Raw genomic sequence first — 26,225 nt, forward strand, 5'->3', positions numbered from 1 at the left:
TAGCGTTGGGTGGGATCCTCAAATCAACGCTTCATCCAGTCGTCGCGCTGACGTCCGCTGGAGGTATTTCAGCAGCCTGCTAGGGCATCTGGCCCGGATGCGGACGCAGGCGTTTGTGGCTACAGTTTTTGCAGATCCTGCCGAAACCTCCATGGAGTCTCTCACCCGCCAGTTCCGCTGCTCCGACCGTACCTTCGCCCGCTGCCCAATTGCCGCGCTCCGCGTTACGCCCATCTTCCCGTTCCCGCGCCGTGCGCCGCCGTGTACGCCTGGCCCCGCCGGCGTTCCTGGCGCTGCTGGCGTTGCTGGTGGCTGTCCATCAGCCGCTGCCCGCCCAGGCGTCGGCGCCGCCGAGCCCTGCATCCGGCCCCCTGCCGGCGATAGCCCCGTCCGGGCCGGCCAGCCAGTCCGCGCCAGCGGCACCGCCCGCGCCGGTTTCGCGCCCCGACGCCGTTGCGCGCGTGGTCATGAGCCTGCTCAGCTACGCGCGCTGGCCGGGCGAGCGTGAAACCGTGCGGCTGTGCATCGACAGTTCGGCGCGCTATGCGGGCAAGCTGATGGAAGGCGGCACGCTGTCCACCGGCCGGCTCGTGGAGGCCCGCCGGGTCGATACGCTGCCGGAATCGCTGGCCGCCGAATGCGACGCCCTGTACCTGGGGGCGATGAACGACGCCCGCCGCCGCGCGCTGACCGCCTACTTCATCGGCAAACCCGTGCTGGTGATGACCGAAGAGGACTTCGAGTGTGAGGGCGGCAGCATGTTCTGCCTGAGCATCCGCGAGCACCAGGTATCGTTCCGCATCAATCTCGATGCCATCGCCCGCAGCGGCATCCATGTGCATCCGGGCGTCCTGCAGCTGGGACGCCGCAAGGCGCCGGCATCATGAACCTGCCCGGCCGCCGCTCTCCCGCCCGCCCCCTTCAGCCTGCCCAGGGCGCCCAGCCAGGCCGGCCAGCCCCGGCCGCCCACCCGCGGCCGACGCTGTATCGCGCGCTGCGCCGCATCCACATGGGCGTGGCGCTTATCGCCGTGCTCACTGCCGGCATTTCGCTGACGTTCCTGGGCCTGACGGCGCTGCGCGCCTATGCCGATCACAACCTGCGGCTGGTGGCACGATCCATTGCCTACACGGTTGAGGCCCCCGTGGTATTCCGCGACGAAGCGGCCGCCGCCGACACGCTGTCGGCCATCGCCGCCGCCGAGGACCTGGCCGCCGTCGCGGTCTTCGATCGCGACGACCAGCCGCTGGCGACGTGGCAGCGGCCCGGCCAGGACCGTTTTCCGGGCCTGCGCGCGCTGGCCGGTGATCTGCTGACGTCCGGGCCGGTGAATCAGCCAGTCATCCACGAATCCCAGCAGGTGGGCAGCGTGCGCGTGACCGGCGACCCCGTCGCCCTGCTCCATTTCCTGCTGCAGGGGGCGCTGGGCCTGTTGGCCTGCCTGCTGCTGACGGCCGTGGGCGCGCACTACATGACCAGCCGGATGCTGGCCAATATCGTCGATCCGCTACGAAACCTGATGCACGTGACCCACGCCGTGCGATCCGAGCGCGCGTTCGGCCAGCGCATGCCGCCGGCCCGCATCGAGGAACTCAACGCGCTGTCCGAGGATTTCAATGTGCTGCTGGACGAACTGGAGGCCTGGCAGAAGCAGCTGCAGCACGAGAACCGTTCGCTGGCGCACCGCGCGACACATGACAGCCTGACAGGATTGCTCAACCGCGCCGCTTTCACCGAGGCGCTTGACCTGGCCGTGCGCACAGCGGCGGCCCGCAACCAGTACGCCGCCGTGCTCTATCTGGACAGTGACGACTTCAAGGGCATCAACGACCGCCACGGCCACGCCGCCGGCGACGCCGTGCTGATCGGCATTGCCCAGCGCATCCGCGCCTGCCTGCGCGACAGCGACTGCGTGGCGCGCCTGGGCGGCGACGAATTCGCGGTGCTGATCGGCGCGCTGCGCCAGCCCGACGACGCGGTGCATATTGCCGAAGGCATTCTCGATGCCATGACCAGCCCGATGGGCCTGCCCGACGGCGACTCGATCGTGGCGCCGCTCAGCATCGGCGTCGCCGTGTACCCGCTCCACGCCCGCAACGGCACGGCGCTACTGCATGCAGCCGACGCCGCGATGTACGGCGCCAAGCGCCAGTCGGGCGCCACCTGGCGCAGCGCCGAGGCCGCCCCACCGGAATCCCACGTCTAGCTGCCCCGGTATGCCGGACTTCGACGCCGCCCGCCGCCTGTACCTGCGCCACGCCGCAGCGGCGATGCTGGCGGCGTGCCTGGTACTTGCCGGCTGCGCCAGTCCTCCCCCACCCGGCAAGCTCACCCCCACCCAGGTGGCTGTCCTGAAAAGCCAGGGATTCGCGCTGACCGACAGCGGCTGGGAACTGGGCCTGCCGCACAAGGTGCTGTTCGGATTTGACGAGGACGTGATCGCGCCCGAGCGCCAGGAATCGCTGCAGCGCATGGGGCGCATGCTGCACGAGGCCGGCATCGAATCGTTGCGCATTGACGGCCATACCGACGACGCCGGCACCATCGAATACAACCTGCTGCTGTCCCGCCGCCGCGCCGAGGCGGTGGCCCGGGTGCTCACGGCCTGCGGCTTCCCGCGCGCCCACCTGGACGTGCGTGGGCTGGGCAAGGGCCATCCGGTCGCCGATAACCGCAGCGCAGCCGGGCGCGCCGAGAACCGGCGCGTCGCCATCATCGTGTCGGTGGACTAGCCTCCTGCCGTTTCAAGACCGGGATATCGGGATGCCGGGATATCGGGATATCGCGGATACCGAACAAACCCTCTAATTCCGTCCCGCGCCCATCGGACGCACGCCGGACCAGCGCCCGGCGGCGCCCGCACCCCGTGCGCGGGGTTGACGCCGTTGCAATTTCTACAAAAGACCGGGCAAACCCTGCCCTTCGGCAGTAGGGATTCGGCCTTACACTCCCGGGGTGCGCGCGGAGGGACGGCAAAACGAGGGAGCTTGCCGGTAGCGCGCCGCGAATTCCCCAAGATAACGAGAAAGTCAGACAGATGCGTACCCAGGCGCTGGAACAGGCGATCGATGCCGTGGTCGCGGTCAACGCGCGCAACCAGGTCACCCTGTTCAACGCCGCTGCCGAGGCGTTGTGGGGTATCCCGCGATCAGCCGTGCTCGGACAATGCGCCAGCACCCTGTCACTCGGCACGCTCAGCGCGCCGGGCACTGGCAAGACCGAGGCCGCGCGCCAGATCGCCATCCCCCGGCCCGACAACACCGAGCGTCATGTATGGATCCATACAACGGCCTTCGCGCCTCTGGATGGCGACGCCGGATCGGAAGTACAGTTCGCCGCCTTCCTGTGCGATCACCAGGACGAACGTGGCGAAACGCTGAGTCCGGCCGGGCTGCGCATGCTGTCGCTTTGCCTGGACCACGCCGAGAACCCGGTCATGATCACCGACGGGCGCGGCATCATCTGCCACGTCAACGGCGGATTTGCGCGCCTGTTGGGCTATGCCCGGCACCAGGCGGTGGGCCGGCTCTGGCATGAACTGCTCAAACCGCTCAACGCACGTGCCGACGTGATTGGCGCCCTGCTGGCGCCGCTGGCGCAGGGCAAGCCGCTCCAGCATGAATCGCTGGTGGCCGACAAGGCCGGCCAGCCGCGCTGGCTGTCGGTGGCCGTCAGTCCGATCATGGCCTCGCCGCCGGCCGCCGTCATGACGAACACGGTCAGCGTACTGACCGACATCACCGCCACCAAGGTGCGCGAATCGATCCAGCATCGCACGCTGGAAGCGCTGGCGCGCGACCTGCCCACCGCCGACATCATGGCCGACCTGTGCCGCCGCGTGGAGCGCATGGCGCCAGGCGCCATTGCCGCCGTGATGCGCGTGGCGGACGGGCGCCTGAAGCACGTGGCGATGCCGTCCGCCGACGCGGCCGCCGTGGCGGCCTTCGACAATATGCCGATCGGCCTGCAGTCGGGCTCGTGCGGCGCCGCCGCCTTCCTGGGCAAGCCCGTGGCGGTTGGCGACATTTCCTGCGATCCGCGCTGGGAAACGCTGCGCGACGTGGCGCAGGCCGCCGGGCTGGCCGCAAGCTGGTCCACGCCGGTACGTGCCGCCGATGGCCGGGTGCTGGGCACCTTCGGCCTGTGCTTTACAGAGCCGCGGCTGCCCGATGCCTTTCACGAAAACCTGGTGGCGGTGGCCGCCGATCTGTGCGCGCTGGCGCTGTCGCGCGACCTGGCGCAGGAACGCATCCACCGGCTGGCCTACTACGACGCCCTGACCGGCCTGCCCAATCGCCAGCTGTTGCTGGCGCGCACCGACGACGCCGTGGCCCGCGCCAATGCGGGTGGCACGCCGCTGGCGCTGCTGTTTATCGATCTCAATGACTTCAAGCGTGTCAACGATATCCAGGGCCATGTCGCGGGAGACCGGTTCCTGATCGAGGTGGCGACGCGACTGCAGCATGCGGCACAGGATCAACATGCCGATGCGATGGTCGGCCGCCTCTCCGGCGACGAATTCGCCGTGCTGCTGCCGGGCCACACCTGCGAGGCAGCACTGGCGGCCGCCCGGCACCTGCTGCAGGCGCTGGGCGCGCCGGTCGGTATCGGCCACGGGCTCAGCCTGTCGCCATCGGCCAGCATCGGCATCAGCCTGCTGACCGAGCAGGCCCGTGACCGCGAAACGCTGCTGCATCATGCCGACCTGGCCGTCTACCAGGCCAAGCGCCAGCGGCTGCAGGACCCCGGCAACCAGGTTTGCCTCTACGACGCCGCGCTGGCCCGCCGCCTGGGCGACCGGCGCACGCTCGAAGGCGAGTTGCGCGAAGCCATCGCCGATGGTCGCCTGCGCATGCATTACCAGCCGCAGATTCATCTGGGCACCGGCAACCTCTGGGCCGTCGAAGCGCTGGCCCGCTGGCCGCATCCGCGCCGTGGCGATGTGTCGCCGTCGGTCTTCGTGCCGCTGGCAGAGGAATCGGGGCTGATCGTGGCGCTCGGCTATTGGGCCGTGCGCGAGGCCTGCGCCCAGTTGGCGCGCTGGCGCGACGCTGGCGCGGCCGTGCCGGCGGTGTCGGTCAACCTGTCGCCCATCTGCATCCGCGACCCGGGCCTGCCCGATGTGGTTGCCCAGGCGCTGGCGTCGAACGGCCTGTTGCCGGGCGCCCTGACCATCGAAATCACGGAAGGCGTCTTTCTGGAACAGACGCCGGAGGCCGAAGCCACCATTGGCGCCCTGCGCAAGCTGGGCGTACGGCTGTCGATCGACGATTTTGGAACGGGGTTTTCGAGCCTGAGCCAGCTCACGCGCCTGCCGGTGGAGGAAATCAAGCTGGACCGCAGCTTCCTGCTGGATCTGGAAACCAGCGAGGCCACGCGCACGCTGGTGGAAGCCGTGATCCGCATCGGCCGTGCGCGGCAATTGAATGTCGTGGCCGAAGGGGTGACCAGTACGTATCAGCGCCAGTTCCTGCTGGACCAGGGGTGCCACGTCGGGCAGGGATTCCTGTTTGCCCAGCCATTGCCGGCCAAGGCCATCGAGGGATGGCAGCCCCAGCCGGTCACGACCGGTCTGCCGTCCTGAGAGGGACTCAGGGGATCGCCAGGGCGCGCCTCAGTCGCCGAACGGGTTCGGCACCGTGCTGGCGGGATCGTCGACCAGATCAAACTCGTCGCGTACCTCGTCGACCACCGCGCGGATCGACGCCTCGTAGCCACGCGCATTGCCAAAGCGGGCCATGTCCCAGTTGCGCCCAAGGGTGTCGCGATCGTGCGGCACCGGGTCCGGCACCCGAACCCGTGCGCCGTCATCCGCGATCTCGTCGATGTTTTGAATCCGCCGGCTCACCTCTTCCTTGATGACACGCCGGCTGCGTTCGCGCTTGGCCATGAGCAGCCTCCTATCGGGGGTCTCCCGCAGCGGCCATCCTAGCACGCACCCACGGCACCGGCGCCGCCGTGATTACAGCGCCGCCTTGGCCGCCTGGTACGCGGCATACAGGCGCTGGAAGACCGGACCAGGCTTGCCCGGGCCGATGGCCTTGCCGTCGATCGTCACCACCGGCAGCAGTTCCTTGCTGGCCGACGAGATCATCACTTCGTCCGCGCCAAACACCTCGTCACGGGTGATGCGGCGGGCTTCGAACGAAATGTCCATTGCGGCACACAGTTCTTCCATCAGGCCGTAGCGGATGCCTTCCAGAATCAGGTTGTCCTTGGGAGGCGCGGCCACACGGCCCTGCTTCACCACCCAGACGTTGGACGCCGATGCCTCGGTCAGCATGCCATCGCGGAACTGGATGGCCTCGGTCACGCCGGCTTCGGCGGCCACCTGGGCGGCCAGCACATTGCCCAGCAGCGACGTCGACTTGATCTGGCAGTTCAGCCAGCGGCGGTCTTCCATCGTCACGCATGCCACGCCCTGCTCCACCGACGCCGTCGGCGGGAGCGCCATCGGGTTGGTCATGATAAGCACGGTCGGGGTGACTTCCTTGGGGAAGGCATGTGCGCGCTTTGCCACACCGCGCGTGACCTGCATGTAGATCATCTGGTCAGACATGCCATTGGCCTGCACCACACGCTCGATCTGCGCCAGCCATTCCGATTCCGTATAGGGGTTCGGAATGCCGATCGCGGCCAGGCTGCGCGCCAGGCGCGCCAGGTGTTGCGCGCCGCGAAACGCCTTGCCGTTGTACATCGGAATCACTTCATAGATGCCGTCGCCAAAGATAAACCCGCGATCGAGTACGGGAATGCGGGCTTCGGACAGCGGGAGCAGATCCCCGTTAAGCAGGACGACGGCTTCGGACATGGTGATTCTCTTGGAAGAAAAGGAGGAATAACGGCATTTTTCCACATGGCCGACCCTGCCTTTATGCAATTTCGGCATGGTCCTACACGGCTGCGGCAAGGTCGCCGCGGGAAGCAATTAAAAGTTTTTAGATACTGTCAGCCGTATGAATTGAATCTTTCTTAATTCAGTCGCCCCTTCCTGCAAACCCTTGCTGCAGGCCGAAAGTGGCGTGCTATATTCGCCACGCAATATTCCCCGAATGCAGTTTTTGCTGCGCGACATTCACAGGGCGCCCCGATATGACGGAACTCGTGTCAGGCCTGCTAAGTGGCTGCATGCGGAGGGCCGTGATGCCGATGGCCTTCCTGTTGGCCTTCCTTCCGGCCGTGCTTCCCCCGGAAGCCGCCGCCCAGGCTGCCACCCCGGCGGCCTCGGCAGCGCCAGCCGCACCGGCCGCGCCAGCGGCAGCAACGGATGCCGCACCGCCGCCGCCCGGCCGGACGCAAACCCTGACCTTCGCCCAGATGGGCGCCAACTACACCATTCCACTACGCGGCGTCGATCCCGACCGTACCGTCAACGTGGGCGTCAGGCTGGACGAGGTGGTGACGGCGGCAAAGCTGAAGCTCGTCTTTACGTACTCGCCGTCGCTGGTCTATCCGCTCTCGCACCTGAAGATCCGGCTCAATGACGAAGTGGTGGCCACGCTGCCGCTCGACCAGCAGCATGCGGGCCAGCAGATATCCCGCGAAATCGACCTCGATCCGCGCTTCTTCACCGACTTCAACCGCATCAACGTGCAGATGATCGCGCATTACACGCTCGATCATTGCGAGGACCCGTACCACTCCAGCCTGTGGACCGATATCAGCCCCACCAGCACGTTGACGCTGACCAAGTCCACCGTCACGCTGCCCGACAACCTGGCCCTGCTGCCCGCGCCATTCTTTGACCGCCGCGACAACCGTCGCGTAACCGTGCCCTTCGTGCTGCCGGCCAATGCCGATCCGGTGACGCTGCGCGCCGCAGGGGTGATGGCTTCCTGGCTGGGCGCGCTGGCGAGCTATCGCGAACTGCGTTTCCCGGTGGCCCGCACCGCGCCAGCCGACGCCCACGCCATCGCGCTGGTACTGCCCAACGCCCAGCCTGACGGCATCCGCATCGACAAGATCGAAGGCCCCACCGTCAGCGTGGTGCCGAACCCCGCCAACCCGGCGCGCAAGCTGCTGGTGCTGGCCGGCCGCACGCCCCAGGAACTGGAAGTGGCCGCCAACGCAGTGGTACTGGGCAAGGCCGGGATGGCCGGCGCCAGCGCCATGGTGAAGACCGTGGATCTGGGCAAGCCGCGCCGGCCCTATGACGCGCCGGCCTGGGCGCCGGTGGATCGGCCGGTGATGTTCCGCGAACTGGTAACCGATCCGCAGCAGTTGCAGGTGTCGGGCGCCAGCCCCGACGCCATCCGCGTGAACCTGAAGGTGCCCGCCGACCTGTTCGGCTGGAATGACCGCGCGGTGCCGATGAACATGAAGTACCGCTACACGGCGCCGTCCACCTACAACGACTCGGTGCTCAGCATCGACGTGAACGACCAGCTCGTGCGGTCGTACCGGCTCAAGCCGCTGACCGCGCGGACCGACGAGAACCTGGTCAGCGTACCGCTGCTGTCCGGCGGCAGCGCCAGCGTCAGCAACGAGATCCTGATCCCGGCGTTCCGCGTGGGCAGCAACAACCAGATGCAGTTCCGCTTCCACATCGATTCGCAGAAGACCGGGCTCTGTTCGTCCAGCGCCGCCAACGTGGCGCGCGCCGCCGTGGACCCCGACTCATCGATCGACTTCAGCGGTTTCCTGCATTACGCGCAGCTGCCGAACCTGGCGTTCTTCGCCAATAGCGGCTACCCGTTCACGCGGATGGCCGACCTGGCCGATACCGCCGTGGTGATTCCCGACGCGCCGGGCGCCATCGACCAGGAAGCCCTGCTGACCGTGCTGGGCCATATGGGCAAGTGGACCGGGCTGCCGTCGCTGCGCGTGTCCGTGACACCGGCCAAGGCCATCGATTCGGTCAAGAATCGCGACCTGGTGATCATCGGTACCGGCAGCGCCGCGCAGGTGCTGCAGCAATGGGGCAAGTCGCTGCCGCTGCTGATCGAGCGCGGCAAGACCGAGATCGCCTTGCGCGACCAGCGTTCGCACGCCTGGTCGAACTGGCTGAGCGGCGTGGACGCCGAGAACATCTCGCCGGCCGGACGCGCGATCCTGACTGCCGATGGCCCCCTGGCGGCGCTGATCGGCTTCGAATCGCCCTATGGCGAACGCCGCAGCGTGGTGGCACTGACCGCCTCGACCGACGACCGCGTGCGCGATGTGCTCGACGTGCTGGAGGACCCGGGCAAGGTGGCACAGATCCGTGGCGACCTGACCGTGATCCGCCAGCGCGACCTGGAAGGCCTGCGCCTGGGCGATACCTACTATGTCGGCAACCTGCCCTGGTACGCGCGCCTGTGGATGCAGATGTCGGCGCACCCCGCCCTGCTGGCGATTGCGGGCATCCTGGCCGGCCTGCTGGTGGCGCTGACGTTGTTCTGGGCGCTGAGCCGTCTGGCGGCACGCCGCAACGGAGGCTGACATGCGGCGGGCACGGGCCTGGCTGCGACGCGTATCCCTGCGCTGCGCCATCGCTTGCGCGATGGGCAGCGCGGCCTTGTCCGCCACGGCGGCCCAATGCCCGTGGACGGACTGGGACGCCTTCCGCCGCGACACGATCAGCCAGGACGGTCGCGTGATCGATGCCAGCACCAGCCAGCAGGTCACCGTGTCGGAAGGACAATCCTATGGGCTGTTCTTCGCGCTGGTTGCCAACGACCGCGCCACCTTCGACAAGCTGCTGGCCTGGACCGAGAACAACCTCGCCCAGGGCGATTTGACGACTCACCTGCCTGCCTGGATCTGGGGCAAGCGCACCGAGGGCGAGCCTGCCGGCACCTGGGGCGTGATCGACCCGAATCCGGCATCGGACGCCGACCTGTGGATCGCCTACGCGCTGCTGGAAGCCGGCCGGCTCTGGAACGAGCGGCGCTACACCGCACTGGGCACCGTGGTGGCGCGGCGCGTGCTACGCGAGGAAACGGCCGTGCTGCCGGGCCTGGGCCGAACGCTGCTGCCCGGCCCGGCCGGATTCCATCCCGCGCCCGACACCTGGCGGCTGAACCCGAGCTATGTGCCGCTGCCCGTGATGCGCCGCCTGGCGGCCGTGCTAGGCGCCGAAGACGGCGGCTGGAAGACGCTGGCCGATACCTCGGCGCGGCTGATCGTCGATACGGCCCCGAAGGGCTTCTCGCCGGACTGGGTCATCTACCGGAAGGGCCACGGCTTCCAGCCCGATGCCGAGACGAAGGCCGACGGCTCGTACAACGCGATCCGCGTGTATTTGTGGGCGGGCATGACCGCTGCACGCGATCCGTCGCGAACCTCTGTCCTGCACGCCTTCCGCCCGATGGCCGACTATGTGGTCGCCCACGGCCACCCGCCCGAGCATGTCGACACGCAGGCCGGCACGTTCGGCCCCAACGCCGGCAACGCGGGCTTCTCGGCCGCCGTGGCTCCCTACCTGGCCGCCCTGGGCCTGGTCGAGGCGGCAAGTGCGCAGGCGACCCGCGTGCGCACGCTGGGCACGCAGGCGCCGCTTGGCTACTACAGCCAGGTTCTGGCGCTGTTCGGCCTGGGCCATCTCGATGGACACTTCCGCTTTGAAGCGGACGGCACGCTGGTGCCGGCCTGGAAATCCACATGCCCCGCAACGCGCTAGCCTCCACGCTGGCGCTGTTGCTGGCCAGTTCCGCCATGCCTGCCCTTGCCGCCGACCCCGCCCCCGCCTCGCGCACCGCGCCTTCGCCACAGATGGCGCAACTGCTGGCGTCCGCGAGGATGTGGGAGGTCCGGAACCGGACGGACATGGCGCGCGGCGTCCTGGACAAGGCCCTGTTGATCGACCCGAACCAGCCCGAGGCCCTGAAGCTACTGGGCCTGATAGAAATCCGCTCGAACCGGCCCGCGGAGGCCGAGAAACAGCTCAAGAAGCTGCGGGCCGTGGCGCCCGACAGCCCCGCCACGCAGGAACTCGACGACGCATACCGCATCGCCACGCGCGACAAGCGCGAAATGGCGAATGTCCGGCTGCTATCGCGCAGCGGACAGGACGACGAAGCGGTGCAGCGACTGCAGAAGCTGTTCCCGCGTGGCGCCCCGGCCGGCAGCCTGGCGCGCGACTACTATCGCATCCTGGCGGGCACGCCGGACGGACGCACGCGGGCCATCGCCGAACTGCGCCAGCGCTCGCGCGCCAACCCGGGCGACATGCAGCTCAAGCTTGCGCTGGGCGACCTGCTGACCGACCGCGAGGCCACCCGGCAGGAAGGCATCGCCCTGCTCTACGAAGTGACGCAACGGCCCGAAGGCGACCGCGCCACGGCGCTCGATATCTGGCGGCGCACGCTGTATCGCGTCAACGAGGATCCTGCCTACTACGTCTGGTTCGAGCGCTATCTCAAGGAAGCGCCCGACGACAAGGCCGCGCAGGACACGCTGGCCGCGCTGGGCAGGAAGGTGGCGGCACAGAAGCAGCTGGAAGCCGACCCCGCCTACCGGGCACGACAACGCGGACTGGCGCAACTGGAGCGCGGCCAGCTCAAGGACGCCGACATCGCGTTGCAGCAGGCCTACCAGAAGCGCCGCAACGATGCCGAAGTGGTGGGCGGCCTGGGGCTGGTGCGCCTGCGCGAAGGCCGGCACGACGAGGCCCGCGAACTGTTCACGCGCGCCAACCAGATCGATCCCGGCAGCAAATGGCGCAGCCTGATCGCCACCGCCACGTTCTGGGGCACGGTAGCCAAGGCGCGCGAGGCCAACCGCCAGGGCAAGCCCGCCGAGGCCGAACAGCTGGCGCGCCAGGCGCTGGCCCAGCAGCCGGGCAACGAGGATGCCCAGAACATCCTGGCCGAAGCGCTCGTCGCCCAGAACAAGAACCGCGAAGCCGAGACGCTGTTGCGGCAGATGCTGGCGCGGCCCAAGCCAGACGTCAGCGCGCTGCGCACGCTGGTGGGTATCCTGCAGAAGGAAGGCCGCGATGCCGAAGTGGAGCCGCTGATCGCCAGCCAGGCTTCGCGCATGAAGGGGTCGGAAGCCGAGCTGCGCGCCATGCGGGCCGACCTGCTGTCGGTACGCGCAGACCAGGCGCTGGCCCGGCAGAAGCGCAGCCCGGCCATCCGCGACCTGGAAGAGGCGATCCGCCTGCGGCCCGACGACCCGTGGATGCGCTTCACGCTGGCGCGTGTCTATCGTGACCTGGCCCTGCCGGCGCTGGGCCGCAGCGTCATGGACGATGGCATGCGCACCGCGCCCGGCAACGAGATGCGCTATGCCAGCGCGCTGTATCTGAACAGTGTCGACGATATCGACGGGGCAGCCGCGACGCTGGCCGCCGTGCCCGAAGCCAGCCGCTCCGAAGGCATGCGCAACCTGGCCCACAACCTGGCCGCCCAGCAGATGCTGCGCGATGCGCGCCAGCGCGTGGCCGAAGGCCGTGACGACGAAGCGCGCCGCCTGCTGGACCAGGCGGCCGTCGAAGCCAGCGACGACCCGCATATGCTGGCGTCGATCGGCCGCGAATGGATCGCGCTGGGTGAAACCGACAAGGGCCTGCGCCTGGTCAGCGACTGGCTGGCCGCCCATCCGCAGGAACCCCATCTCGATATCCGCCTGCGCTACGGCGAACTGCTGGCGGCCGCCGACCGCGACGAAGCCCTGCGTCAGTGGATCGCCGAATCGACCGCCCTGCCCGGCATGACTGCCGAACAGCGTGCGGATTTTGCCGACCAGTCGCTGCGGCTGGCGCTGCGCGAGACCGATCGCCAGATCGCGGCAGGCGACCTGCAGCGCGCACACCAGGTGCTGTACACCGTACCGGCCGAACAGCAGACCGACCGGCGCTGGCTGCTGGAACTGGCGGACCTGCGGCAGGCCGCTGGCGACTACAAGGGCGCGGCCGATGCCGCGCGCCAGGTGCTGGCTGCGCAGCCGCACGATGCCGGTGCCCAGCTGACGCTGGCCCGCCAGTACGAACTGATGGGCCAGACGGGCCAGGCGCTCGATATCGTGCGCACGGTGCTGGCCGAAACACCGGAAGACGATATCGATACCCGGCTGTCGGTGGCGCGCCGCTTCACCGCGATGCGGCATGAGGACGAAGCGGCGCAAGTGGTGGACGACCTGGACGCGCGTTTTCCGAACCGCGCCGACATCACCATGCAGCGAGGCCGCATTGCGCAATCGCGCGGCGACTTCGACGAGGCCGCCGGCATCTATCGCGCGGCCCTGCCGCTGGAGCAGCGCGAAAGCGTGCTGCCCGGCCCCGACGGCACCCCCGCCCAGCGGGCGCTCGCCGGGCTGGAGGCGCGCCGCCAGGGCGAAGTGGCCACCGCCGTCATGCAGTCGAACAAGTCGGGCGACGACGGCATCTCGCGGCTGCACGCCACCGAGATTCCGCTCTACGTGCGCATTCCGCACGGCTACACCGGCCACGCCTTCTTCCATGCAGACACGGTGCTGCTCGATGCCGGCACGCTGCGCGGCGGGGCACCGGCCAGCAGCCTGGAATTCGGCAAGATTCCCGCGCTCGGCAATGCCGGGCTGGGCAACATCGGCCAGACCGACAAGGGCGTGGCCCTGGCCGCCGGCTACGAATACGACGGTGCCTATAACAGCTGGCGCGCCGATATCGGCACCACGCCGCTCGGCTTCCTGGAGACCACGGTGGTCGGCGGGCTGCGGTATCGGGCCGACCTGGGGGTGCAGTCGGTGACCGTCGATGTGTCGCGCCGCGCGCAGACCAGTTCGCTGATCTCGTACGCAGGCGCGCGCGATCCGGTCACGGGCGAGCACTGGGGCGGCATCGTGCGCAATGGCGTCCACCTGCGCTACGCACGCGACGTGGGCCGCCTGGGGCTGTTTGCCGACGTCGGCGCCGGCCTCTACACTGGTGACAACGTCAAGAACAACCGCGAAGTGACGCTGCGGACAGGATTCGATGTGCCGGTCTACGCAAAGCGCGACCAGCGCGTGACGAGCGGTCTTGTCTTCAACTGGTGGCACTACTCGGACAACCAGCGCTTCTACACGTTTGGACATGGGGGCTACTACAGCCCGCAGCGCTATATTTCGGTCGGCGTGCCGCTGGACTGGACCGGCCGCTACGCCAAGTGGTCGTGGCGCCTGCTGGGCTCCGCCGGATGGTCGTGGACCTATGAAGACGCTGCCCCATTCTTCCCGACGCGGCCCGACCTGCAGGCACTGAGCGGCAACGCCACCTACGGCGGCGGATCGGGCGGCGGCTTCAGCTACACGCTTGGCGCGACGGTCGAATACACGTTTGCGCCGCACTGGGTGGTTGGCGCCGGATTCTCGATCGATCGCTCGCGCGACTACGCGCCGAATCGCGCCATGGCCTGGCTGCGCTATCTGTTCGACAAGCGCCAGCTGCCGGTGCCATTCCCGCCAACGCCCGTGCGGCCATATTCGGCCTATTGAGCGGCACCATGAGCCAGGGACCCGCGATGAACGACGCCGTACGCACCTCCGCCCCACCCCGCACTGCGCCGCAGCGCACGCCGCTGACCGCGCGGCTGCACGCGCGCGCAACGCTTGCCATCGAGGGGCTGGCCCCGGCCCTTGCCACGCTGGCGCCAGGCCGTGCGCACGTGGTCTATGCCCGCCCGTCGCCAGCACGCGATGCGCTGTTCTGGCAGACCGCCGCCACCGCGCTGCGCGGCCCCGCCTGCGTGCTGTCCGCGCGCGACGCCGACAGCATCGCCGCTGTGCTGCGCGAGCATGGCCTCGATATCGAGGTGAACCGCGCGCTCCACGCGCGGGCCAACCTGTGCGCCTTGCGGCCGGCTGCCGGGCGCGCCGGCATCGACGCGCTGATCGAAGCGCTGGACGCACTCGCCGAGCAGTGCGGTGCGCGTGGCACGACCTTCCTGCTGGAAGGCGCGGAAGCATTCTTCAACTGGCACGACGCAACGGCGCTGGCCCATGAAGGCGTGCGGCTCAGCGAATGGTGCGCGGGCGAACGCTGCGCACTGCTGCTGGTGCTGGCGCCGCCGGCTGCCGATGATGGTCATCCGGCACCTGACCTGCACGGTTTTCACGGCCGCTTTGCCGGCGCGGTGCAACTGTCGCAGCAGCAGGGCCAGTACACCTGGGAGGTGGCCTTCTGGCGCGACAACCAGGCCGTGGTGGCCGGCGAGGTGCTGCGCCTGCGTTTCGCGCCCAACGAGCATCGCCTGATGGTGGCATCGGACACCTATAGCGACGCGATCGAGGAAGCCGGCATGCTGGCGCCCGACGAACAACGGGTGATCGTCAGCCGCGAGGCCGTACTGCGCGAGCGCTACATCCCCGAGGACTGGCGCGTAGTGGACAGCAACGAGGCCGCCGTTGCCACTGCCAGCAAATCGGTAGCCGCCACGGTGATCCTGCACTATGCCGGCATGCGCGACCTGGAGACCCTGGCGGGCCAGGTCCACCGGCTGCGCCGCAGCGCCGGACGGGCGCTCAAGATCGTGATTCGCGAGGATCGCGAGGCCATGCGCCAGCACTACGAACTGCTGATGCTGAACCTGGGCGCCAACGCGGTGGTTGCGCAGCGCACGCCGTTTGCCCGCATGCAGGCCATGATCGACGGGCTGCAAGGCCAGGTGTTTTCGCGGCCGATCCTGGCGGACTATCACAACGCCCTGTCGGCCGTGCTGACCACCACGGCCAGCGGCTATGTCACGGCTTCCACCTTCATCGCGCTGGTACGCGATGCCGTGGAGCGCAGCCGCATGATCCGCCTGCCGCATGTCCTGCTGCAGTTGCCGCTGCTGCCCGAGGTGGCCCATATCGACGCGCTGCGCGCCTGCCAGATGAGCCGCGCGGGCGACCTGTGCACGGCCGGCAGCGACAGCCTCTATGCATTCTTCTTCGCCTGCCGCATGGACGATGTGGACGCGGTCTGCCAGCGCGTCTTCAGGCGCCCGATGGCCGACCTGTTCCAGGGCGACCTGCGCAGCGGCGACAACGAGTCGATTGCCGCCGAGCTGGCGCGCTTCGAGGCCGAAATCGCCGAGACTCCCCCACCCGACTACAGCACATGGCTGCCGCGGCAGCCGGTGCCGGAGAATGCGGCGCCCGCGGACGCTGCAGCCCCTGCAATCGCGCCCGCACCGGAAGCGGCGCCAGTCACGCTGCCACTGATGGCGCCGCGACGCGCCAGCCCGAGTGCGGCACCGCGCGCGCTGCCCGAGCAATATCCGGTACCCCTCAAACGTCAGGACTGATCATGGCAACCTTTCTTGGCTACTTCATCTGGGGACTGATCCTGGCCGCGCCGCTGGCCTGGCTGACCTGGCGCTTCGACCTGCTGCGCTGGCTGCCGCGCTGGACCGCGCCACGGCCACGCCGCGCCGTACGGCTGCCGCCGCAACTCGATGCGCTGGTGATCCGCGGCAAGCGTCAGTCCGACGGGGGACGCCGATGAGCACGCCCATGAGTGTGTCGACGCCTGCGCCGGTTCAGGCCGAAGCCGCCACCATCGCCATCGTCTCCACCACGGGCGGGGCCGGCCGCAGCACGCTGACCGCCGAACTGGCATCGCTGCTGACGTGGCGCAAGCACGCCGTGCTGGCAGTGGAATGCGACCCGCGCAACGTACTGGGCTTCCACTTCGGCCTGCGCGATATCCCGGCCAATGGCATCGGCGCCCATCTGCATGATCCCTCGCCGTCGGCATGGGCGGCCAGCGGACAGCGCAGCGACGACGGCGTGCTGTTTGTGCCGTGGGGCGACAGTGCCGAACTGGGGGCCATCGAACGGCTGGCCTCCAACTGGCTGGCGCGCCAGATCGCACAGGTGGACCTGCCATCGCGCAGCGCCGTGCTGATCGACACCGCGCCCTGGCCGTCGGCGTACGCCGACCAGGCCATCGATGCGGCCGACCTGGTGCTGGTATTGGTGCCGGCCCAGCCGGAAACCTGCCTGACGCTGCGGCGCCTGACCGACAGCCTGGCCGCCCGCGGCAAGACCGTGCGCTATCTGGCAACGCGGCTGCAGCCGGCGCGGCAGTTGCACGTCGATATCGTTGCCATGCTGCAGGCAACGCTGGGCCAGGCCATGCTGCCCTACCACGTGCATGAAGACAGCAGCGTGCCCGAAGCGCTGGCGCGCAGCGAGTGCTTCAGCCGCAGCACGCCCCATTCGCAGGCCGCGCACGACCTGAACGGGCTGGCGTCGTGGCTGTCGGCGTGGATGGAATCGACAGCACTGACAGGGAGCCCGGCATGAGCACGCGCATGGCCCGGCTGCGGCAGTGGATGGCGTCGGCCGGCCAGCGGCTGGCGCATGAACTGGGCGTAGGCACCAGCACCAGTCCGGTGCCCCATGCCGGCGACTGGCTGCTGCGCCTGTTCTTCCGTCCGCCACGCCCCGGCAAGCCCGACATTCCGGCCGAGTGGGCCACGCTGATCTACCGGCGCTCGGTGGCGCGCCTGGGCATCGGCAAGCGCCCGTCGGCCGGCACCTGGGCCTGGCGTCTGTTCGTCCGCCCGCCAAAGCCACGCGTGCGGCTTGCCGCAGACCCGCGCAAGCAGCGCGGTGCGGCGGAGCCCGAACGCACGGGCTGGCTGCGCCGGTGGATGGATCGCGTGCTGGAGCCCGTATGGCATGCCACGTCGCGGCTGCGGCACAAGGTACTGACGCACCTGCCGCGCCCTGACTGGAATCGCGTGGCCTATGTCACGGAGGCCGTATCGGAGCGCGTGGGCCGCATCCCGTTCGTGCTGCCGGTGTCGCTGGTGCTGGCCGGCATCGCCGTGATCGCCGTCAGCACCACGCCGCTGCGCTTCGAGGACCAGGTGCTGCTGTTCGCGGTGGTCTGGGTCGTACTGAGCGTGGTACGGCGCGTTCCGGGACACCTTGCCACGATCACGATGATCGCCATCTCCACGCTGATGGCGGGCCGCTATATCTGGTGGCGATCGACCCAGACGCTGCAGTTCGCCAGCGCCATCGAGGCCGCAGTGGGATACGTGCTGTACGCAGCCGAAATCTATACATGGATCGTGCTGGCGCTGGGCTACCTGCAGACGGCCTGGCCGCTGCACCGCAAGCCCAAGACGTTGCCGGCCGACCCCGGGCAATGGCCGACCGTGGACGTGTTCATCCCGACCTACAACGAGTCGCTCAGCGTGATCCAGCCCACCGTGTACGCCGCGCGCAGCATGGACTGGCCGGCAGACAAGCTGCGGGTCTATATCCTCGACGATGGACGCCGCCCGCACATCCGGGAGTTTGCCGAGGCTGCCGGCGTCGGCTACCTGATCCGCACCGACAACCGCCACGCCAAGGCCGGCAACATCAACGCGGCGCTGCCGAAGACCGACGGCGACTACATCGCCATCTTCGACTGCGATCACATCCCCACGCGCTCGTTCCTGCAGATGACGATGGGCGAATTCCTGTCCGATCCCAAGTGCGCGCTGGTGCAGACGCCCCATCACTTCTTCTCGCCCGATCCGTTCGAGCGCAACTTCGACACGTTCCGCCGCGTGCCCAACGAAGGCAGCCTGTTCTATGGGCTGATCCAGGACGGCAACGATTTCTGGAACGCCACGTTCTTCTGCGGATCGTGCGCGGTGATCAAGCGCGCGCCGCTGCTGGAGATCGGCGGGATTGCCGTGGAAACCGTGACCGAGGACGCGCACACGGCGCTGAAGCTGCACCGGCGCGGCTACAACAGCGCGTATCTGCGCACCGTGCAGGCGGCGGGGCTTGCCACGGAAAGCCTGTCCGGCCATATCGGCCAGCGCATCCGCTGGGCGCGCGGCATGGCGCAGATCTTCCGGCTGGATAACCCGATGCTGGGCCGCGGCCTGAAGTTCTTCCAGCGGCTGTGCTACAGCAACGCGATGCTGCACTTCTTCTATGGCATCCCCCGGCTGATCTTCCTGACAATGCCGATCGCATACCTGTACTTCGGGCTGCATGTGATCAACACGTCGGCGCTGCTGATCATGGCCTATGTGCTGCCGTACCTGCTGATCGCGAACATCACCAACTCGCGTCTGCAGGGGCGCTTCCGACATTCGTTCTGGGCCGAGGTCTACGAGTCAGTGCTGGCGTGGTACATCGTGCTGCCCACGACCGTGGCCTTCATCAATCCCCGGGCAGGCAAGTTCAACGTGACCGCCAAGGGCGGCCAGATTGCCGACGATTACCTGGACTGGACCATCTCCAAGCCCTACCTGTTCCTGCTGGCGCTGAACGTGATCGGGCTGGGCGCGGGCATTGCGCGGCTGCTGTTCTGGGGCACCGAGGAACCGGCCACGGTACTGATGAACATGGCATGGGCGCTGTTCAACCTGATGATGCTGGGCGCGGCCATTGGCGTGGCACGCGAGGCGCGCCAGGTGCGCGTTTCGCACCGCATTCCGATGCGCGTGCCCGCCACGCTGCTGCTGCCCGACGGCCGCACACTGGCCTGCAAGACCGAGAACTACTCGATCGGCGGGCTGGGCGTGGTGCTGCCGATCGACGTGCCGCTGCAGGAGGGCGCGCGCGTGGGCGTGTGCCTGTCGCGCGGGCCGCGCACGTATCACTTTCCGGCGGTGGTCACGCGCAACGTGAACCGCCATCTCGGCGTGCGCATGGAAGACCTGACCATGGCGCGCGAGACGCAATTGATCCAGTGCACGTTCGGCCGTGCCGACGCCTGGGTCGACTGGCTGGACGACGAACGCGTGGACGCGCCGCTGCGCAGCCTCAAGGAAGTCATGGAAATGGGCTACCAGGGCCTGCTGAGGCTCTATGACGCCCTGATGGATGCAGTGGACCTGGTCATGGCGCGACATCGCTCGCGCCAGCCCTGATCGAGACAACATGGGACTCTGGAACCTCTACTTCCTCGCCAAGCTCTACCTGTTCCACACCGGGCAGATGAAGCCGATATGGATCCTGAACATCGTCTTCGCGCTGCTGCTGGTCATGCCGATGGAGTCGCGCCCGCTGCGGGTGATCCGGCAGGTGCTGGCCATCGGTGTGGGGGCGGCGCTGGCATGGCGTGAATCGACGCTGCCGCCGTTCGAGCGCGTCATCTCGCAGTTCTCGAACATCAGCGCGTTCACGCCGGCCTACCTGATGGAACTGCTGCAGCGGCTGGTGACGATCCAGATGGTGGTGGCCATGCTGCTGGTGCTGGCGATCTTCCTGGTGGTCAACCGCTGGCTGCGGACCACCACGTTCGTGCTGATCGCGCTGCTCGCGATGCCGTTCTGGTACGGCCTGGGCGTGACACTGCCGGGCCGGGGCGCGGCCGTGGCACAGGCCGCCGACAGCCCGCGCGCGGACATCAACGCCACCAACAACTACGACGCCATCCTGACCGCGTTCCGCGAGCAGGAAGCGCAGCGCACGGCCACGGTGGCGCCGTTGACCGCCAGCCCCGACGCGCAGTTCGACGTGATCGTGCTGCATATCTGCTCGCTGTCATGGGATGACCTGGATGTGGCGAAGAGCATGAACCACCCGCTGCTGTCGCGCTTCGACTACCTGTTCAAGAACTTCAGTTCGGCGGCCAGCTACAGCGGCCCCGCCGCCATCCGTGTGCTGCGCGGCGCCTGCGGACAGGAGCCGCACAAGAACCTGTACGATCCCGCTCCCGCCGAATGCCACATCTTCGCCGACCTGGCGCAGGCCGGCTTTACGCCGCACGTGCTGATGAACCACGACGGCCGCTTCGACAATTTCCGCGGCTTCGTGGACAAGGAAATCGGCGTGCCGGGCGTGCAGCCCGAAGCCACTGACGGGGTGCCGGTGGCGATGCGTGCGTTCGACGATTCGCCGGTGCTGGGCGACTTCGACACGTTCGACCACTGGTACAGGCAACGCCTGGCGCAGGACAAGAAGCCGGTGGCGCTGTACTACAACACCGTGACGCTGCACGACGGCAACCGGCTGCCGGGCAAGCGGCTGACCAGCCTGGAATCGTATCCGCTGCGGCTCAAGGCCCTGCTGGACGACGTGGACCGGATCATCGACACCATCGCCAAATCCGGCCGCAAGGCCGTGGTGGTATTCGTGCCCGAGCACGGCGCGGCGCTGCGCGGCGACAAGAACCAGATTTCGGGCCTGCGTGAGATTCCCACGCCGAACATCATCCACGTGCCGGTCGGCGTCAAGCTGGTGGGCCTGCCCGGCACCGAGACACCCCAGCCCGTGACCATCGACGCACCGATGAGCTTTCTGGGCTTGTCTCAGCTGGTGTTCAACCTCGTCGCCGACAGCCCGTTCCGCCAGGGGGCGCCAGCGCTGTCGCACTATTCCGACGATCTGCCGCAAACCCAGATGGTGGGCGAGAACGAGGGAACGATCACGATGAAGCGCACCGACGGCTACGTGGTGCATACGCCTGACGGTGTCTGGGTGGAGCAGAAATGAGCGCGCGCCCAATTACCAAGCCGATCACGTCGCGCAAGGCGGCCATCGCCTACAACGACATCGACGCGCTGGCCCAGAAGGTGGACGGCTTTGATGGCCGCCACTACTTCGACCAGCAGGGCGAAGTGGAGACCGCCGAAGCCGCGCAACGCTGGCCGCTGCTGGCGCGAGTGATGGGGCTGGCATCGTCGCCACGCCACCCGCCAAGCGACCCACTTTCCGCATCGCAAAACGACGGCACTTGATACTGGCTTTCGCGCGGTTTAAACCGCTAATGCCGCCACCCCTCGCGAGTAGGGCCTTAAGCCTTGATTTCCAAGGCTTTTCGTCATGGATTCGACATAAAGGCCGCCTAGACTCTGGGCCATTTTCCAATTCCCTGTTCGCTTCGTCATGTCCGGCATCCTGGTGGATTCTCCCGCTGCGCGACCGCGCTTCCGGCAGCCATGCGCGGAGGATCTGGCCGTCGCCACGCCCTCGGTCACCACTGACCATACGAACCAGGACGTGCTGGAAGTCTTTGCGCTGCACCGGGAACTGGCCTGCCTGCCCGTCACCGAGCAAGGCCGGCCCATCGGCCTGATCAACCGGTCGATCTTCCTGTCGCAGATGAGCAAGCCGTATCACCGCGAGCTTTACAACCGCAAGAGCTGCATCGCGTTCATGGACAAGGAGCCGCTCATCGTCGACGCCGAGATGGGCATCGACGCGCTGACGTTCCGAACCGTGGAATACGGCGAGAAGGCGCTGGCCGATGGCTTTATCGTGGCGCGCGCCGGCCAGTACCTCGGCCTGGGCCACGGCATGCAGCTGATGCGCGTGGTGGCAGACATGCAGGCCGAGCGCAACCGCCAGATCATGCAGAGCATCGACTACGCCAGCACGATCCAGCGGGCCATGCTGCGCACGTCGCGCGAATCGCTCGCCGCCACGCTGGCCGACGCCGCCCTGGTCTGGGAGCCGCGTGACGTGGTAGGCGGCGACTTCTACCACTTTGCCGCCTTCAGGGACGGCTGGTTCGCCGCGCTGGCCGACTGCACCGGCCATGGCGTGCCGGGCGCCTTCATGACACTGATCGCGTCATCGCTGCTGAGCCAGGCGCTGGAACAACTGGGCCCGCGCGACCCCGGCGCACTGCTGATGGCCGTGAACCGCGGCATCAAGCAGATGCTGGCCCAGACCGACCGCGAGCCGCGCCAGATGCCCGATGCTTCCGAATCGGACGATGGCCTCGATGCCGCGTTCTTCTGGTTCGACAACGCCACACGGCAGCTGACATTTGCCGGCGCGAAGTCGTCGCTGTTCGTGCTCCAGCCCGGAGACGCCGAAGGCGCGATGATCAATGGCGCGCGCATGGGCGTGGGCTACGTGGACACGGCCATGGATTACGTCTGGCACAACAGCGCCGTGCAGACGCAAGCCGGCACGCTGGTATTCGTGACCACCGACGGACTGATCGACCAGATCGGCGGCCCCAAGGAAATCGCGTTCGGCAAGCGCCGCATGCGCGAGGCAATCTGCGCCCGGCGCGACGCGTCGGCCGCACAGATCAGCGACGCCGTGCTTGACGTGCATCGCGCGTGGCAGGGCGAACAGCGCCGCCGCGACGACCTGACCTTTTTCTGCTTCCGTGCGCAATGACATTCAACCTGCGCACCCAACCGCTTGCCCATGACCGCCGCACAATCGATTGACAAGGAATATGAGCCGTTCTTCCAGATGGCTCGGGAACGTAACGTGATTTTCTACTACGTCGGCTACTTTTCGCAGAACATCATCGCCGCCATGTCCGATGCGGTGCGACTGCAGCTTACCGTGAGCGGCGTGGACGGCACCACGCGGCGCAAACTGTTCTCGTCGTTCGTGGAGATGGCGCAGAACATCGTTCACTATTCGTCCGACTCGCTTACGTCGCCGTCGCAGCCGGATGGGCAACTGCGCCACGGCTCGGTCTGCATCAGCATGGTGGACGAGCACTACCGCCTGATGTGTTCGAATCCGGTATCCTCGGCGCGCGTGGAACAGCTGCGCGGCACGCTGGAGAAGGTGCGGACCATGACCCTGGAAGAAATCAAGCGTGCCTACAAGGAAACGCTGCGCGCCGACGCCCCCGAAGGCAGCAAGGGTGCCGGGCTCGGCATCCTGACGATGGCGCGCGATGCGAGCGCGCCCCTGGAGTACAACTTTCAGCCGATCGACACGGACCCGGTCTCGACGATGTTCCAGCTCGTCGCCACCATCTGCCCCGACCGATCGCACCGAACCGCCATGGAAAACCTGTTTATCGCCGCCACGCCAAGCTCGCCCGAAGTGAGCTTCGACTTCGCGCGACACACGCTCTCGCTCAAGGGCGAGTCCTACCCCGAGAATGCCGCCGTGTTCTACGGCGAGGCAATCAGCCGCCTGCGCAAGTACCTGGCCGACTGCGACGACACTGACGTCACCGTGAACGTGGCCCTGACGTACTTCAACAGCTCGAGCACCAAGATGCTGTTCAGCATGTTCGACGCGCTCAATGAAGCGGCCGAACGCGGCAACCACGTGACGCTGCACTGGTTCCACGACGAAGACGACGACACCATCCTGGAGTTTGGCCAGGAGTTGCACGACGACTTTCCCGCCATCGATTTCATCGACGAAGTGACCACCAGCAGTTGAACGCGCCGCGCGACATGCCCACCGCCGCTGCCATGTCGGAACCCGACCTGTTCGAATCCGAGAACAGCGCCCTGGCCCATGCCAAGGCCGTGTTCTGCGATGTCGACGCCGGGGAGGACGCGTACCGCCATACGCTCGGCCAGCTGATCAGCTATTACGAACGGCTGATGCGCGAGACCCGCCGCCTGATCCGCCGCAGCGACCGCGAAGAACTGGAAATGAACCGGCTGAACCACCGGCTGCAGGAGCTGGCCCAGGAGCTGGAGTATCGCGCCACGCACGATACGCTGACCGGCGCCCTGAACCGAGGCGCCGTGATCGACCGCGCCTCGGCCGCCCTGGCCCGCGGCAGCCTGGCGCTGATCGTGCTCGACATCGACTACTTCAAGCGGCTCAACGACGATTTCGGCCATCCGGCCGGAGACACGGTGATCTGCGGCGTCACGGCGTGCCTGAAGGATACAGTCCGTGCCGAAGGCGCAATCGGCCGCGTAGGCGGCGAGGAATTCGCCGCCCTGCTGCCCGATTTTTCGATGGACCAGGCGCTGGACCTGGCCGAGCGGATGCGCTGCGCCATCGCCGGCCACGAATTTCCGTCGCCCGTGAACCGCCAGGTGACGGCAAGCTTCGGCGTAAGCTGGTCAGCGCAGGGCCGCACGTTCGAGCACGCCTACGGCCGTGCCGACGAGGCCCTGTACGAAGCCAAGCGCAGCGGCCGCAACCGCGTAACCCGCGCCATCATGGCGTGAGCGGCCCGCCGTCCAGACGTCCACACCTGCCGCCTGAATTCCTATTGCCTGATCCGCTCCGGATGCGTGGCGTAGTACGCCAGCACCAGCGATGCGGTCAGCGCCATGCCGGCCACGGCAAAGGCGATCAACGTGGGCATGGCAATACCCCGGCATTCCTTCGACATGCGAACCTCCCTGGATGGATGTTCTTGCATGGTAGGCGCCACGGCCGCACTTTGCGAACTGTCTTATAGCGATTCCCGGCGCGATGACTGACAGTCGAGGTTGAACATTTTTCAACCGGAGGCCCCAGGCATGCAACAAAGACATCGGTCACGCTCGAAGAGACACCGCACCCATCGCGATAGCGGAATCCTGCGCGGCGAGTTTGACGCCAACCTGCGCCGTTTCGACGAACGGATGAATCGCATGTTCGCCAAAAGCGACGAACGGGCGGCACAGCACAGGAAGGAGTGCGACGAACGGGCGGCACAGCACAGGAAGGAGTGCGAGAAACGGGACGAACAGCGCAGGCTGGAGCGCGAGAAACGGGACGAACAGCACAGGCAGGAGTGCGAGAAGCGGGACGAACAGCGCAGGCTGGAGCGCGAGAAACGGGACGAAGAATTTCGGAAGGAATGCAAGGAACGTAGCGAACAGTTCAAGCGCGAATGCGAGGCGCGGAGCGAACAGTTCAAGAGGGAAAGCGAGCGAAACAGAAAAGAAGCCGAAAGACGAACTGAAGAGTCGAATCGACGGGCCGACGAGTTGTTGAAGGCCATGGACCAGCGGATGACCATCGATCTGAATAATTTCCGCGAAATGATGGACGTCAATATGCGTCGAATGGACACCCGCATTGACGACATGAAGCAACATTTCACCGCCCAGGTGACGGCGATACGCGAGGACGTCGTGGAAATCCGCAAGGAATCGAAATTGCTGCGATGGAATATCTGGATCGCGGCCTGCACGACGGTCCTGGGCGTGGCGGGCGCCATGTCGGCGATGAACTCGGTCATCATCAGCGCGTTCGAGTCGGGGCGAAGCGCATCGGTGGCTTCTGCCCGGCACGCCGGGGCACCCGCGACACTCACAAACGTATCACCAGACCGCCCCGGCGCTCAGGATACGTCGGCGGACGTTAGCACTCACACGCCCCACCACCGTAGGGAAGACGCGCCAGATACATTAGAAGACAATCACTCTCAGTCATGATTGACCCCATGACACTTCACCCGGCCCGCTCGCCCCCGCGCAGCGGGCATTTTTTTGTGTAGATGGGCCCAGAGTGGCCGGCCAACGCCATTCGCGACGCCTCGGCAGCGTCGTACACATCGCTGCTGGACAGCTTCACCGGCTCTGCTATAATCGCGGACTTCCCGGAGAGATGGATGAGTGGTTTAAGTCGCACGCCTGGAAAGCGTGTATAGGTTAATAGCCTATCAGGGGTTCGAATCCCCTTCTCTCCGCCACCTTATTTATCAATGACTTACGGAAGTTTCGGAAAGTCAT

Annotated in this window: 20 protein-coding genes, 1 tRNA gene and 1 pseudogene; 19 read left to right on the plus strand and 3 right to left on the minus strand. The window is 67.3% G+C overall.

Annotated features, from left to right (window positions below; all coding sequences use genetic code 11):
• Nucleotides 1–251: 251 nt before the first annotated feature.
• The 4 genes from A9J21_RS11765 (at nt 252) to A9J21_RS11780 (ending at nt 5,584) form a co-directional block, all read left to right on the plus strand.
• The gene (locus A9J21_RS11765) at nt 252–887 is read left to right on the plus strand and encodes a YfiR family protein (RefSeq protein WP_404851369.1); all 636 of its coding nucleotides are present in this window, start codon (nt 252–254) and stop codon (nt 885–887) included.
• The gene (locus tag A9J21_RS11770; RefSeq protein WP_082926355.1) at nt 884–2,206 is read left to right on the plus strand and encodes a diguanylate cyclase domain-containing protein; all 1,323 of its coding nucleotides are present in this window, start codon (nt 884–886) and stop codon (nt 2,204–2,206) included. The genes A9J21_RS11765 and A9J21_RS11770 overlap by 4 nt, the downstream gene beginning before the upstream one ends.
• Before the next feature lie 10 nt (nt 2,207–2,216).
• A complete protein-coding gene (locus A9J21_RS11775; protein ID WP_066735723.1) occupies nt 2,217–2,732 on the plus strand; it encodes an OmpA family protein in 516 nt (171 codons plus the stop codon).
• A 305-nt stretch (nt 2,733–3,037) separates the two neighbouring features.
• Nucleotides 3,038–5,584 carry an EAL domain-containing protein gene (locus A9J21_RS11780; RefSeq protein ID WP_066735726.1) on the plus strand — a complete coding sequence of 849 codons (2,547 nt, stop codon included), beginning with the start codon at nt 3,038–3,040 and terminating at the stop codon, nt 5,582–5,584.
• Between the two features lie 30 nt (nt 5,585–5,614).
• On the opposite strand, the gene A9J21_RS11785 is transcribed toward A9J21_RS11780, so the two are convergent.
• Together A9J21_RS11785 and A9J21_RS11790 are read right to left on the minus strand one after the other, a co-directional pair.
• The gene (locus A9J21_RS11785; RefSeq protein ID WP_066735728.1) at nt 5,615–5,890 is read right to left on the minus strand and encodes a hypothetical protein; all 276 of its coding nucleotides are present in this window, start codon (nt 5,888–5,890) and stop codon (nt 5,615–5,617) included.
• 72 nt (nt 5,891–5,962) lie between these two features.
• Nucleotides 5,963–6,811 carry a D-amino acid aminotransferase gene (locus tag A9J21_RS11790; protein ID WP_066735731.1) on the minus strand — a complete coding sequence of 283 codons (849 nt, stop codon included), beginning with the start codon at nt 6,809–6,811 and terminating at the stop codon, nt 5,963–5,965.
• Nucleotides 6,812–7,143: 332 nt separating this feature from the next.
• On the opposite strand from A9J21_RS11790, the gene bcsB reads away from it, so the two are divergent.
• From bcsB to A9J21_RS11855, 13 genes and pseudogenes are all read left to right on the plus strand, one after another.
• Entirely contained in the window at nt 7,144–9,420 is a 2,277-nt protein-coding gene (bcsB, locus tag A9J21_RS11795; protein ID WP_231906889.1) for a cellulose biosynthesis cyclic di-GMP-binding regulatory protein BcsB, read from the plus strand.
• A 1-nt stretch (nt 9,421) separates the two neighbouring features.
• The gene (gene bcsZ / locus A9J21_RS11800) at nt 9,422–10,600 is read left to right on the plus strand and encodes a cellulose synthase complex periplasmic endoglucanase BcsZ (protein ID WP_066735735.1); all 1,179 of its coding nucleotides are present in this window, start codon (nt 9,422–9,424) and stop codon (nt 10,598–10,600) included.
• Nucleotides 10,582–14,376 (plus strand): cellulose synthase subunit BcsC-related outer membrane protein, encoded by a 3,795-nt coding sequence (locus A9J21_RS11805; protein WP_066735736.1) that lies wholly within the window; start codon nt 10,582–10,584, stop codon nt 14,374–14,376. Before bcsZ ends, A9J21_RS11805 begins: the two co-directional genes overlap by 19 nt.
• An 8-nt stretch (nt 14,377–14,384) precedes the next feature.
• The gene (bcsE, locus tag A9J21_RS11810; protein ID WP_231906890.1) at nt 14,385–16,169 is read left to right on the plus strand and encodes a cellulose biosynthesis protein BcsE; all 1,785 of its coding nucleotides are present in this window, start codon (nt 14,385–14,387) and stop codon (nt 16,167–16,169) included.
• Nucleotides 16,170–16,171: 2 nt separating this feature from the next.
• Entirely contained in the window at nt 16,172–16,369 is a 198-nt protein-coding gene (locus A9J21_RS11815) for a hypothetical protein (protein WP_066735737.1), read from the plus strand.
• A gap of 8 nt (nt 16,370–16,377) precedes the next feature.
• Nucleotides 16,378–17,172, plus strand: a complete 795-nt coding sequence (gene bcsQ / locus A9J21_RS11820; RefSeq protein ID WP_066735751.1) for a cellulose biosynthesis protein BcsQ — start codon at nt 16,378–16,380, stop codon at nt 17,170–17,172.
• A complete protein-coding gene (gene bcsA, locus A9J21_RS11825; RefSeq protein ID WP_066735739.1) occupies nt 17,169–19,754 on the plus strand; it encodes a UDP-forming cellulose synthase catalytic subunit in 2,586 nt (861 codons plus the stop codon). Before bcsQ ends, bcsA begins: the two co-directional genes overlap by 4 nt.
• A gap of 10 nt (nt 19,755–19,764) precedes the next feature.
• On the plus strand, nt 19,765–21,321 hold the full coding sequence (bcsG, locus tag A9J21_RS11830; protein WP_066735743.1) for a cellulose biosynthesis protein BcsG: 1,557 nt from the start codon (nt 19,765–19,767) through the stop codon (nt 21,319–21,321).
• Nucleotides 21,318–21,566, plus strand: coding sequence for a YhjR family protein (locus A9J21_RS11835; protein ID WP_231906891.1), 249 nt, complete (start codon nt 21,318–21,320; stop codon nt 21,564–21,566). The genes bcsG and A9J21_RS11835 overlap by 4 nt, the downstream gene beginning before the upstream one ends.
• A 148-nt stretch (nt 21,567–21,714) precedes the next feature.
• Nucleotides 21,715–22,962, plus strand: a complete 1,248-nt coding sequence (locus tag A9J21_RS11840; RefSeq protein WP_082926356.1) for a SpoIIE family protein phosphatase — start codon at nt 21,715–21,717, stop codon at nt 22,960–22,962.
• A 30-nt stretch (nt 22,963–22,992) separates the two neighbouring features.
• A pseudogene (locus tag A9J21_RS11845) lies at nt 22,993–23,562 on the plus strand (SiaB family protein kinase); the annotation flags it as partial.
• A 27-nt stretch (nt 23,563–23,589) separates the two neighbouring features.
• Nucleotides 23,590–23,979, plus strand: a complete 390-nt coding sequence (locus tag A9J21_RS11850) for a DUF1987 domain-containing protein (protein WP_066735760.1) — start codon at nt 23,590–23,592, stop codon at nt 23,977–23,979.
• Nucleotides 23,980–24,011: 32 nt separating this feature from the next.
• The gene (locus tag A9J21_RS11855) at nt 24,012–24,728 is read left to right on the plus strand and encodes a GGDEF domain-containing protein (RefSeq protein WP_066735759.1); all 717 of its coding nucleotides are present in this window, start codon (nt 24,012–24,014) and stop codon (nt 24,726–24,728) included.
• Between the two features lie 41 nt (nt 24,729–24,769).
• Here the strand turns inward: A9J21_RS11855 and A9J21_RS32515 are convergent, their stop codons facing one another.
• Entirely contained in the window at nt 24,770–24,895 is a 126-nt protein-coding gene (locus A9J21_RS32515; protein ID WP_255366016.1) for a hypothetical protein, read from the minus strand.
• Nucleotides 24,896–25,025: 130 nt separating this feature from the next.
• On the opposite strand from A9J21_RS32515, the gene A9J21_RS31505 reads away from it, so the two are divergent.
• Together A9J21_RS31505 and A9J21_RS11865 are read left to right on the plus strand one after the other, a co-directional pair.
• The gene (locus A9J21_RS31505) at nt 25,026–25,928 is read left to right on the plus strand and encodes a hypothetical protein (protein ID WP_066735744.1); all 903 of its coding nucleotides are present in this window, start codon (nt 25,026–25,028) and stop codon (nt 25,926–25,928) included.
• Nucleotides 25,929–26,094: 166 nt separating this feature from the next.
• Nucleotides 26,095–26,185, plus strand: a tRNA-Ser gene (locus A9J21_RS11865).
• The last annotated feature ends 40 nt before the right edge of the window (nt 26,186–26,225 follow it).

It is taken from the genome of Cupriavidus sp. D384 (assembly GCF_001652915.1).
GTDB lineage: Bacteria > Pseudomonadota > Gammaproteobacteria > Burkholderiales > Burkholderiaceae > Cupriavidus.